We start from the raw sequence: 11,771 nt of genomic DNA, 5'->3' as shown, positions 1-11,771 counted from the left end.
TGCCGCTTTCAGGCACAGGTGCTAAATCCAAAATACTGACTTGCGGCAAACTACAACTCCTGCTTGGTAGGACGAATGATCATCTCATTGACGTCAACATCACCTGGCTGTTCAATCGCAAATGTAATGGCTCGTGCGATTGAGTCAGAGCCAATTGCATCTTGATAAAGATCATCTGCCATTTCCTTCGAATCCTTGTGACTGATGTGGTCAGTCAACTCAGTACTCACAGCGCCCGGTGAAATATTGGTCGCTCTGACTTCGCCATTTGATTCTTGACGAATCCCTTCACTGATTGCTTTTACAGCAAACTTTGTCGCGCAGTAAACGGTTGCACCTGGAAATACCACGTGACCTGCAACCGACGATAAGTTAATAATATGACCTGATTTTTGCTTACGCATGCTCGGCAGCACCGCTGCGACACCGTACATAACGCCCTTAATATTGACATCTATCATTTGGTCCCACTCATCGATTTTCAACTCGTCCAGTGGTGCTAATGGCATTAAGCCGGCGTTGTTTACCAACACATCAATGCGTCCGAACTGCTCAAGCGCAGCATCGGCAAGGGCTTGTACTTGCGACTTATCGGTTACATCCACCGTTTTGAAAATGGCTTCACCACCGTCATTTTTGATGCTATCGGCCAGCGCTTTTAGTCGCTCTTCACGACGCGCCCCCAAGACTAATTTGGCGCCTTTGCTGGCGAGCATTTTAGCAGTTTCTTCACCTAAACCGCTACTCGCACCTGTGATAATAACGACTTTGTTCGCAACTTCAGACATGTTTTACTCCAATTTACTAAATGACTATGACCTTGTGATACGTGGCACAGCTGTTTTGGATTGATCGATTCACTTTATGTGTTGCGTAAAGATCATGAAAAGCGTTAATGATTTTTTGTAAAGACATGCTAATTTTAACCAATAGGCGTGATGGGTAGAGGATTAGGTATGAATAGTCGATTGTTAATTCTAGGAATTGCAGGAGCGCTTGCTTTAACGGGGTGCTCGAATACCATGAATAACACTCAAAAAGGCGCCGCCATTGGCGCTGTTGCGGGTGCAGTAATAGGTAAAGGAACTGGCGACCATGACAAGAGTCGCTATCTTTGGGGTGCCGCCGTGGGCGCTTTGGCCGGTAGCGCGATTGGGAACTACATGGATAAGCAGGAGGAGGCGTTTCGCGACGAGCTGTCAGGCTCGGGTGTGCAAGTTATCCGTGATGGCGATAATATTCGCTTGCAACTTCCGGGAAATATTACCTTCGCTTCTGAGAGTGCCAATATTTCGCAAAACTTTTATCCGGTACTTGAGGACGTTGCCGCTGTACTCAATAAGTATAACAAGACAACGATGATGATAGAGGGGCACACGGATAGCACCGGCTCAGCCGATTATAACCAGCAACTATCGTTAAACCGTGCGAATGCCGTGCGTAATTATCTAGTCGGATACGGGGTCGACTCGCGCCGCGTTACGACGCAAGGTTTTGGGGAAAGTCAGCCGATTGCCACGAATGATACCGCGCAAGGCCGACAGCAAAACCGTCGCGTCGAACTACGTATTATCCCAAATCAGCAGTAAACGAACGCCGAGGCTAGTCTTTTGCACTGGCCTCGTTACCACGAATAATGGCTTGATTGAATTGTTCGAACTGAGTCGTTGGCATGGGTACCATGATCACTTTACTGTTTGCGGTATCCAAGGCGGCTAAGGTATCAACGTAATTGGTGAACTTCAGTAGATCGATGACGTCATGAGCACTGATGTCGCTATCCTCTTTACGTACTAAGGCGATACTTTCACTTAAGCCCTCCGCAATCGCTTTGCGCTGTCCTGCGACCCCTTCACCTTGAAGGATTTTTGATTCTTTATCTGCTTCAGCTTTCTTAACAGCGAGAATTTTTTCTGCTTCCGCTTGGTGTTCTGCTGCGCGACGCTCTCTTTCCGCGGCATTGATTTTATTCATCGAATGTTTGACTTCTTCATCGGGATCGATATCGGTAACGAGCGATGCAATTATGTTGAAGCCGTAGCCTTCGATGACACTCTCTAATTCAGCTTGTACTGCATCACTGATTGCGTCTTTGTTATCAAACACTTCATCAAGTGGTTGTTTTGGAATCTGAGCCCGCACTGAGTTGAAAATATAGCTCTCCATTTGGCGCTCAGGGTCTTCGAGTTGGTAGAAAGCATTGTAAACGGCGTCCTTATTCTCGACTCGATACTGCACACTGACGCGGACGGTTACAAAGACATTATCTTGTGTTTTCGTCTCAACACTGACTTGTAACTCTCGCGTTCGCATTGACTGCTTGTGAGCTACGCGTTCGATAATCGGAATAATAAAGTTTAAGCCAGGAGTTAGCATACGGCGATATTTGCCAAATAACTCAATAACATAAACTTGCTGTTGGGGAACGATTCGAACAGATAGCACTAATAAAATGATGATCGCTAAAATGATCAACAGCGTGGGTAAGGGCGATTGAAATGCTGACATTTTGTTTCCTCAAATTGATTTTACCTGAGCATATAGTGACACCTGGCTAAAAACAAATACACACGTTGCTTATGCCTTTTAGTGATGTCAATATGTGTAAATATAATGTAAAATTGACGTCATATTTATTTACATAAAATATACATGTGTTAATGATTAATGGCTGGATTTTTTGCCAGTATTCTTCAAATAACAAAAAAGGTTAACCATGTATAAACATATAAGTTTTAAGAAAAATCAAAGACTTGCCGTGTGGGTGAGTGCTGCACTTTCGACTGTAGCGGTCCCCTCAGCTGTCGCGGTTAACCAATCGTTTCAGCCACCCAAGGCTTCAGTCGGTCTTCCGACACAGACCGTTACTCCTAATCAATCCTTAACCACAGGCTTCATAGTTACCTTTAAAGAACGTTCACAAGTAATGAACGAGGTGGCGAATCAAGCAGCACAACGAGGTCTGAGTCGTGCTGCCGCAGTAGCCAATGCAGCGAGTCGTGTCGCACGCGATTTCTCTGCCCAGACCGGGGGTTCAATTAAGTTTGAGCGTGAAATGGGTCTGGCTAACCATTTTGTGTTTGATCTTGATAAGAAAATTCCGCCCGGACAGGCGAAAAAGATGATGGCGCAAATTGCCAAGCACCCTGAGGTGGCGAGTGTTGAAGAAAACAAATTATTACGTCACTTTGCGACTCCTAACGATCCTGATTACAGCGATCAGTGGCACTATTACGAGTCTACTGGCGGACTCAATGTAGAAAATGCGTGGAACAGCGTGACCGGCGCAGGCACCGTGGTGGCAGTTTTAGATACGGGGTATCGCCCTCATGGTGATCTTGTAGGTAACATCCTACCGGGCTATGACATGATTTCAAATAGCTTCATTGGCAACGATGGTAATGGTCGAGACTCCGATCCGCGTGATCCAGGTGACTGGGTGAGTGCGGGAGCGTGCGGTAACGGCTATCCAGCTCAAGATCAGGACTCAAGCTGGCACGGTACGCATGTGGCAGGCACCATCGCAGCCGTGACCAATAATGGTCAAGGCGTAGCTGGGGTTGCTTACGGTGCAAAAGTAGTACCTGTGCGGGTACTCGGTCGTTGCGGCGGTACCACGGCAGATATCGCTGATGGCATTATTTGGGCCTCAGGGGGCTCGGTATCGGGCGTACCAAGCAATGCGAATCCAGCCGATGTTATCAATATGAGCTTAGGTGGACAGGGCGCTTGTTCGAGCGCAACGCAGCAGGCAATTAATATTGCCCGAGGTAACGGCACCACTGTGGTTGTGGCGTCAGGCAATAGTAATGACAACTCGACCAATTATAACCCAGGTAACTGTAGTGGCGTGGTGAACGTTGCGGCGACTAACCGAAATGGAAGCCGAGCTTACTACTCTAACTACGGCTCTAACGTGGATGTTGCTGCACCGGGTGGCGCAATGTCTTACGCCAATGATCCGAATGGTGTACTTTCTACCTACAACTCGGGCAGTAGCACACCAGGCAGTGATACGTACGGCTATAGTCAAGGAACTTCAATGGCGACGCCTCACGTAGCGGGTGTAGCCGCATTAATTAAAGAAGCTAATCCGAGTGCTAGTCCAGATGATGTTGAGAGCATTTTGAAGCAAACAGCACGCAGCTTTCCCGGAAGTTGTAGTGGTTGTGGCGTCGGTATCGTTGATGCCAGCGGTGCAGTAACCGGCGCTTCAGGAGGCGGCTCGGGAGACCCCGGTGACGGCGGTGCGACTGGCGGTGGCGGCAGTGTAAGCGATCTTTCTGCATCAACAGGTAATTGGGTGCGTTATACCATCGAAGTGCCTGCCGGTATGAGCACCCTGGATATTGATATTTCAGGTGGTTCTGGCGACGCCGATTTGTACGTTCAATATGGTAGTCAGCCTGGAAGTAATAGTTATGACTGTCGTCCGTATTTAAGTGGCAATAATGAAAGCTGTAGCTTCTCGAATCCACAGTCAGGTACCTGGCATATTGGAATTCGCGCTTATCAAAGCTTTAGTGGTGTAACGTTGAACGTCGTCTATAACCCCTAAGCTCTACAGGCTGAAATCCGCAACAAAACGCAGGTGCCAAAAACACCTGCGTTTATTTTGGCAGTCGTAATAAACGACGAAATTGGTCAAGCGTTTCCGCAATGTTTCCGTCAATCTTAATCGTGGCTAAATCATCCGCTCGCGTTATACCTTTTGTGATAATAATCACTGGCTTATGTTGTTGATAGGCATAGCGAGCAAAACGAAATCCCGAAAACACTTTTAATGAGGAACCAACGATAAGTAAACCTTGACTGTCATCAATAGCTTGATAACAGGCTTCAACTCGTTTTTTGGGTACATTTTCGCCGAAGTAGACCACATCGGGCTTTAAGATCCCGCCACAATGATCGCAATGGATGAGTTTAAATTCGTCCGTTGGTGCTGATAGTTTTGCATCGCCATCTGGCTTAATGACCGAAACTGATTGATTAAATCGTGGATTGAGCTCGGCATATCGTTGATGTAAATCGAAACGAGGTGATCTATCGCCGCACGTCATACAGACGATGTCGTTGGCGTATCCGTGAAGGTTAATCACCGTTGAACTCCCCGCTTTTTGATGCAGTCCATCAACATTTTGCGTAATAACGGTATCGATAAACCCGTGTTGTTGAAACTGTGCGATAACCTGATGTGCACGGTTTGGTTGCGCATGATATAAATTTAACCAGCCGCCTAAGCTACGCGCCCAATAGCGTTTTCGCGCCGCATCATTATTCATAAAGTCATGGTGTTGCATCGGGGGCGAGTGAACCCATTTACCCTGAGCGTTACGGTAGGCAGGAATCCCCGAATCGGTGCTTAGCCCCGCGCCAGACAACAAAGTAAACGGGGTGTTGCCACGAAGCAATTCAGCAGCCTTAACTATTTCAGACGCGTGATCATACATAAAAATTGAACTTTTTCTGAAAAAGAGGGTCGATGTGATTGCGCGATCAAGCGTAGCACGAAGTGCAAAGCATTGACACACGATAAATCTTTTTCTATAACAATACGTTAACAAAAATAACAACAAATTGGGGGCGCTATGAAGAAGCATTCGTCAGCATTATTCGTACCAATTATAACGTTAACCTTATTACTCATGGGGAGTCTTTGGTTAACGATTCCTAGTTAATTATCTATAACCATCCTTTTAGCTGGGCAATACGAGCTGCCTCGACGCGATTTTTAGCACCGACTTTTGCAATCGCTTCGGATAGATAGTTACGTGCGGTGCCCTCAGCGATAAATAGTTGCTTGGCAATTGCTGATGTTGCTAGTCCATCGGCGGCTAGCCGGAGGGCTTTGCGTTCCTTTTCTGTTAACGGGTCAATTTGATTAAAGCTATTGAGTAGTAGCTCAGAGTCAATCACGCGTTTGCCTGCCAAAATGGCAGTCAATGATTGCATGAGTTGCTCAACCGGCGCATCTTTTAGTAGAAAACCATCAACGCCCGCCTGCACAGCACGATTCACATAACCACTGCGATTAAATGTCGTTATGATCACTGTTTTAGTGGAAGGCGCGTTAGCTTTGACCCAATGCACGAGGTCAATCCCCGTCCTATGTGGCATTTCTATATCGGTCAGTAGTAAGTCATAGGTATTCTCTTCAAGACTATTTATAGCTTCGTTTCCATCAGCGGCTTCATCGACATCATATTCGCCATCTAAGCGCAGTAGACTCGCTAAGGCGGTTCGCACCATCGCTTGGTCTTCAGCCAATAATATTTTCATAGTCAGGATTCCACTACGGCTGCGGGTAAGAACAACTTTACTTGGCAACCTTGTGTTGTGTTGATATCAATATGCCCACCGAGGCGTTCAATACGCTCATTAACTCCCAACAAGCCATTACCAAACTCGAACTCAGTAACGCGTCCATTATCGAATATTTCAATGTAGGTATTATCAGCCTTCTCTATAAGTTTTATGAGAACGTGATCCCCCTCACTGTGACGAATGATATTTGTCACGAGTTCGGTGAGCGCCAAAACAAGCGGCGTTTCATAAGCCCTATTTAACTGAGTAAGCGCTCCCTCTACATGAACTTTGAATCCCGCTTCCTGTAAGCGTACGGAGAGTTGTTGTAGCACAAAGTCAAAACCGCCATGTTTATAACCGGTTACGCTCTCTCTGACTTGCTTTAAACAGGTCCGCGCAATCTCGGTCAGCTCTTTCAAGTGATGACTGGCTGCGTCGCTCTGACCAGAATGGATGTGGCGTTGCGCCAACTCAGCCTTGAGTAGCACACTGGTAAGCGTGTGCCCTAAAGTGTCGTGCAGATCACGAGCAATGCGCTCGCGTTCTAACGTAGTAGCGAGTTGTTCAATTTCTAAATCAGTGCGCTGCTGGCTCAGTAAGTGCTCTTGACGCACGCGCTCGACACGCCCAATGATAAAAATCGCAGCACTTAATATTGCACCGTAATAAACAAACCAAGACCACGTGTCGACGACATAATAATGCAACAACGCAAGTGTCAATATAATAGCAAGCAGCCCCAATAGAGCGGGTCGGAGACGATAGGCGAACCCCAGGAAAAAGCCAATAAAGGCGAACATGGTGATTGATGCTGGGTTAATCGGGGTAATCGCGCATGCGATCCCATACATAACGATAATCGGCTTCAACATGTGAGCTGACGAAACGCTGAATGCCCAATAGTAGCTTGCCACAAAGCCAATCAGCGCAGCTGTCATCGCGAGATATTCCAATACTGTGAACGGGTATAGAAACATTGGCACGACGAAAAAGCCGAGGTTCATCAAATAAACCCAAGCGTATTTACGTTCAAGACAGAGCTGTGGTTGTTTTAGTTTCATAGTTGCATTATGAAACGAACCTGTAATTCATGCCAGTGACATTTGTCATCATCATGAAATGACAAAGGTGACTGCCCCTTAACCGTTTAACTCACTAACCTTACAGCAAATGGAGGTGAGTGATGACGGTTTTATCAATTACAAATTTATCGAAGTCTTACGCTAACGCACCCGTACTCAACGATTTTTCATTAGATGTAAGGTGTGGAGAGGTCGTTGCTGTACTGGGTGAGAATGGCGTCGGTAAGACGACGCTTATTCGCTGTATTCTTGGATTGACCGCTCCGGACGCGGGCCATATTAGTCTGTTTGGTGAACAACAGCCTAAAAAGAGCAGAAGCCCGTCACTTAAGCAGCGCTGGGGCGTGGTCATGCAAGTCGGCGCTGTGAATGGGCAGTTGACTGTGCAAGAGCAGATTACGCTTTATCAGAGTTATTACACTAAGCCCATCGGTATCGAGGAGTTGAAGCAACTCTTACCTATCGAGTCGTTACTACATAAGCGTTTCGCTGTGCTGTCGGGAGGAGAGCAGCAACGTGTCATGTTTACGCTCGCGCTTATTGGGCGACCGCAACTACTGTTTTTGGATGAACCTAGCGTTGGAATGGACCTAAGTACGCGGCAACAGATGTGGCGTTGTATCGAATCGCTGAAAAGTCAGGGTGTCGCAATTATTCTAACCACGCATTACATAGAGGAAGCCTACCAATTGGCAGACTCTGTCGTACTTTTGCGTAAACAGGCGCCCGCCGAAAAATTACCGATAAAAAGTATGTCTTTAGAACAACTGATGTCCACATTGATTGGAGGAGCTACGTCATGAGTCAATGGATCGTTGAAGCTCAAATGGATATGCGAGCTTTGCTTCGCTCGCCCAGCTTTTACATACCGGCGTTTGCGTTCCCGGTCGTGTTCTACTTCTTTTTTGGCATCATGGTGGATTTTTCCAACGGCCACAGTGATTACCTTCTTATCTCCTATGCTTGTTTTGGCATTATGGGACCACCGTTTTTTCACCTTGCGGTGAGTATTGCGAGTGAACGCACTCATGGCTGGCTCACCTTAAAGCTATTGTCGCCAATGCAGTTCAATAGCTTTATTTTTGCCAAGTTAATCAACAGCGCCGCTTTTTCTGCAGTGATCCTGCTCTTACTTTACATCGAGTCGGCTTGGCTTGCCGGTGTCCGATTATGGTTTTGGCAGTGGGGTCTCTTAACACTTATTTTTACCTTAGGTACTTTGCCTTTTGCCGCTTTAGGGATGCTCATTGGCGCTTTAGTAGCCGACCGCGCTGCCGCAGGCGTTGTTAACCTGATCTATCTACCCATGGCGTTGCTGTCTGGCTTGTGGTTTCCCCTGTTTTTGATGCCGGACTGGGTGCAATGGATCGCTTATGGGTTGCCCAGTTATCACTTGGTGCAATTAGGCTATGCGGTCATCGGGAAGGGCGATGAGGTGAGCTGGTACTGGCATATTATCTACTTGTGCCTTTTCAGTATCAGCATGATGGCAGTGTTAAGAAGCCTATCTGGTCGCTTCAGTGGAGCCAGTCATGAATAAACTTACTTGGATTATCGGCGCTGGGGCTGTCGCTGCGCTATTGTGGTTATTACCTGAGCCAGCCCCGGTCGAGGACAATAGCTTTACCATTGGGCCTATCAATGTATTCGATGGTGATAAGGTGCTACGAGCGCATTATGTTTCGGTCGAAGAGGGCGTTATTGTGCGAGTTGAATCGCAGCCTCCGAAAGCGGTTCAACGTGTTTATCCCACCAAGCCGGACCAGTGGATTATTCCTGGGCTGATTGATAGCCATGTCCATACTTGGGGTGATGCGCGAGAACGCGCACTTGATTTTGGTGTGACAACGGTGATTGATCTATTTGGGCATCCAAGCGAATTACGCCGAGCTCGGCAGCAACGCAACTCGGTGCAATTGCAACAGGAGGCGGATATGTGGGGGGCTGGCCGGTTGGTTACAGCGCCTGATGGACATGGAACGCAGTTTGGGTTTAGCCCCCACCCACTCGCTGACGATGATAGCGCCGAGAGTGCTGTCTCGGAACGCCTTGCTGAAGGCTCGGACTTTATTAAGATTGTGTATACCGCAGAAGACGTTGACTATCCCCATCGACCATCAATAAGTTACCAACAACTGCAGCGCGTTATTCAAGCCGCACATGACCAACAGGTGCTAGCCGTTGTTCATGTCGCCGACCATCTTTCTGCCGAGCACGCCGTTACAGCCGGCGCTGATGGTTTGGTGCATGGTTTTTTCGACCAACCTATAAGCGAACAGCTGATTGATAAAATGGAACAATTACAGGTGTTCATCGTACCAACCAATATGATTTATGAGCACTTAGTGCACGGTGAATTTAATAAGCAGGTACTCTTGCCCGCCTGTGGAGACTGTTTTAATCAGCAAAAACTAAATAGCTTGAGCCGTGGTGGCGCGAACATGGCCTCAACCTCATTTTATAATAACTTAAAAACTAACACTCGGTTACTTGATGAGAGCGAGCTTGATGTGCTGGTCGGGAGTGATGCTCCCAACCCAGGTACCGAACACGGCATCAGCCTAATAGCAGAGCTCATGTGGCTCGAAACTCAAGATGTTAATTGGCAAGTTGCCATTCATTCAGCAACTGCACTGGCAGCTGAGCGTTGGCGAATTAAAGGCCGAGGGCGTATCGCTGTGGGGCAACGCGCCGACATGGTGTTGATCGGTTCATCACCCGCGCAGGGAATGCATTTACTATTAGACCCTCAGGCTGTCTGGAAGAATGGCTATCAAGTAAGATAAACTACTTATCGGTTATTAATTAGGTCAACGCTGTGAACTTAAAAGAACTGCTCGAGCAATACAGTCAGGCGCTTTCAGATAGCAGGGCATTTTGGGACATTGTTGCATTCGAACACACGGAGTTACCCTGGGAAAGCGAATCGACGCTCGCTAGGGTACTCGACGACCTGCGATTATTAGTCGATCCCGTGTGGGCGTATGAATCGAGTAAAGCTTCAGAGCATCCCCTGCCATTTTGGCTTATCCAAGGCATCAAAGGCCGTAAATTATCGCAAGTGCAGGCGTTTATCGACCACGTACCTAAACACTCGACGATAGTCACAGAGTGGTGTGCTGGTAAGGGGCATTTAGGGCGATTGTTGAGTTTTACCCAACAACGTCCAGTGGTCAGTATTGAGTGGCAATCTGCGCTGTGTGCAGAGGGCACTGAGCTTGCACAACATCACCGACTGCCGCAGGCGTTTATTCAGCAGGATGTCTTAGCGAAGGACGGTGATGATAAAATTCAGCAAACACTTCGCAGATGTCAAACGGCTGTGGCATTACACGCGTGCGGTGACTTACATATTAGGCTGTTGGAGCACGCTACTGAAGCACAGATACGAGATATTTTGGTGGCGCCGTGTTGCTATCATTTAATTCGGCAGGGGCACTATGAACCGTTGTCCAAGACCGCACAACAGTGTGACTTAAGACTGAGTAAAAACGCACTTAGGCTCGCAGCGCAAGGGCTTGTTACCGCGGGAAAACGGGAGCGAGAGTTGCGTCAAACGGAGCTCGTGTGGCGCTTGGGTTATGAGTCTTGGCGCCAAGATCATTTGAATGATCCGCACTACCAACCGCTTAATTCAGTATCCAAGGCGATTTTTTCAGGTTCATTCAAAGACTTTTGTCATTGGGCTGCGGCACAACATGAGATTAATTTAAGCTCATGTTTTGATGCTGACTATTGGTTAGAACGTGGTGAGCAACGGTTTTTAGTGACTGAGGCGATAGAACAGGTGAGACTGAAATTTCAGCCATATCTTGAACGTTGGTTATTACTTGATAGGGCTGTATTTTTACAAGAGCAGGGCTATGAGGTCTCTCTCAAGGCATTTTGTGAACGCGAGCTCACTCCGCGCAATACGTTAATAAATGCACGAGCCCGTATTTAAACGGGCTCGTGGTTCAAGCAACAAAAACTTAGTTGCCTACTACAATATCATTTTCGACGTCTTCAACACCTTCGACACCTTCAGCTAACTGGCCAGCTGTTTCCGCGTCATTTTCAGTCGCTACAGTACCGCTTAAATAAACAGTTTTGTTGCGCGTTTCGACACTGATTTTTGAGCTATCTAAGCCGCCGTTGTCGAACAGAGCAGTTTTAACTTTTGCAGTGATAGCAGAATCCGAGAGATACTCGCCTGCCTCTTCCATCTTTTCTTCTGCAGCATCGCCCATTTTATCCGCAGTTTCTTTAGCAGACTCCATTGCTTGCTCGGTTTTGTCTTCCGCTGAATCTTGTGAACACGCAGCAAGACTTAAGCTTGCCAATGCCATCAAACTAACTAACGATAAAGTTTTTACTGATGCCATAAAACACCTCCTGTTTAAG

The 11,771-nt window shown here is 47.2% G+C and carries 12 protein-coding genes; 6 read left to right on the top strand and 6 right to left on the bottom strand.

Features of this window, described 5'->3' with window-relative positions; translation table 11 throughout:
• Window positions 1-50 precede the first annotated feature (50 nt).
• A complete protein-coding gene (locus ABNS04_RS11475) occupies window positions 51-788 on the bottom strand; it encodes an SDR family oxidoreductase (protein WP_272978186.1) in 738 nt (245 codons plus the stop codon).
• A gap of 168 nt (window positions 789-956) precedes the next feature.
• On the opposite strand from ABNS04_RS11475, the gene ABNS04_RS11470 reads away from it, so the two are divergent.
• Complete coding sequence (locus ABNS04_RS11470; RefSeq protein WP_040487887.1) at window positions 957-1,589, top strand: OmpA family protein; 633 nt, start codon at window positions 957-959, stop codon at window positions 1,587-1,589.
• A 13-nt stretch (window positions 1,590-1,602) separates the two neighbouring features.
• Here the strand turns inward: ABNS04_RS11470 and ABNS04_RS11465 are convergent, their stop codons facing one another.
• Window positions 1,603-2,508: an SPFH domain-containing protein gene (locus tag ABNS04_RS11465; RefSeq protein ID WP_006955587.1), complete on the bottom strand. Its 906-nt coding sequence runs from the start codon at window positions 2,506-2,508 to the stop codon at window positions 1,603-1,605.
• 208 nt (window positions 2,509-2,716) lie between these two features.
• On the opposite strand from ABNS04_RS11465, the gene ABNS04_RS11460 reads away from it, so the two are divergent.
• On the top strand, window positions 2,717-4,558 hold the full coding sequence (locus ABNS04_RS11460; RefSeq protein ID WP_272978185.1) for a S8 family serine peptidase: 1,842 nt from the start codon (window positions 2,717-2,719) through the stop codon (window positions 4,556-4,558).
• 52 nt (window positions 4,559-4,610) lie between these two features.
• On the opposite strand, the gene ABNS04_RS11455 is transcribed toward ABNS04_RS11460, so the two are convergent.
• From ABNS04_RS11455 to ABNS04_RS11445, 3 genes are all read right to left on the bottom strand, one after another.
• Window positions 4,611-5,450 carry an NAD-dependent protein deacetylase gene (locus ABNS04_RS11455; RefSeq protein WP_272978184.1) on the bottom strand — a complete coding sequence of 280 codons (840 nt, stop codon included), beginning with the start codon at window positions 5,448-5,450 and terminating at the stop codon, window positions 4,611-4,613.
• 232 nt (window positions 5,451-5,682) lie between these two features.
• Window positions 5,683-6,279 (bottom strand): response regulator transcription factor, encoded by a 597-nt coding sequence (locus tag ABNS04_RS11450; RefSeq protein WP_006955584.1) that lies wholly within the window; start codon window positions 6,277-6,279, stop codon window positions 5,683-5,685.
• A 2-nt stretch (window positions 6,280-6,281) separates the two neighbouring features.
• Entirely contained in the window at window positions 6,282-7,367 is a 1,086-nt protein-coding gene (locus ABNS04_RS11445) for a histidine kinase (RefSeq protein ID WP_272978183.1), read from the bottom strand.
• A gap of 122 nt (window positions 7,368-7,489) precedes the next feature.
• Between ABNS04_RS11445 and ABNS04_RS11440 the strand changes: the two genes are divergently transcribed.
• The 4 genes from ABNS04_RS11440 to ABNS04_RS11425 are packed head-to-tail and all read left to right on the top strand — an operon-like array spanning window position 7,490 to window position 11,331.
• Complete coding sequence (locus tag ABNS04_RS11440; protein ID WP_272978182.1) at window positions 7,490-8,191, top strand: ABC transporter ATP-binding protein; 702 nt, start codon at window positions 7,490-7,492, stop codon at window positions 8,189-8,191.
• Window positions 8,188-8,928: an ABC transporter permease gene (locus ABNS04_RS11435; RefSeq protein WP_272978181.1), complete on the top strand. Its 741-nt coding sequence runs from the start codon at window positions 8,188-8,190 to the stop codon at window positions 8,926-8,928. The genes ABNS04_RS11440 and ABNS04_RS11435 overlap by 4 nt, the downstream gene beginning before the upstream one ends.
• Window positions 8,921-10,174 carry an amidohydrolase family protein gene (locus ABNS04_RS11430; RefSeq protein ID WP_272978180.1) on the top strand — a complete coding sequence of 418 codons (1,254 nt, stop codon included), beginning with the start codon at window positions 8,921-8,923 and terminating at the stop codon, window positions 10,172-10,174. The genes ABNS04_RS11435 and ABNS04_RS11430 overlap by 8 nt, the downstream gene beginning before the upstream one ends.
• Window positions 10,175-10,206: 32 nt before the next feature.
• Complete coding sequence (locus ABNS04_RS11425; RefSeq protein WP_272978179.1) at window positions 10,207-11,331, top strand: methyltransferase; 1,125 nt, start codon at window positions 10,207-10,209, stop codon at window positions 11,329-11,331.
• Between the two features lie 28 nt (window positions 11,332-11,359).
• Here the strand turns inward: ABNS04_RS11425 and ABNS04_RS11420 are convergent, their stop codons facing one another.
• The gene (locus ABNS04_RS11420) at window positions 11,360-11,752 is read right to left on the bottom strand and encodes a BON domain-containing protein (RefSeq protein ID WP_006955578.1); all 393 of its coding nucleotides are present in this window, start codon (window positions 11,750-11,752) and stop codon (window positions 11,360-11,362) included.
• Between the last annotated feature and the right edge of the window lie 19 nt (window positions 11,753-11,771).

Origin of the sequence: uncultured Idiomarina sp. (assembly GCF_964010655.1) — a bacterium.
Taxonomy (GTDB): Bacteria; Pseudomonadota; Gammaproteobacteria; order Enterobacterales; family Alteromonadaceae; genus Idiomarina; species Idiomarina baltica.
Note: the sequence above shows the minus strand (reverse complement) of the source record. Positions and strands in the feature narration are given on the sequence as shown.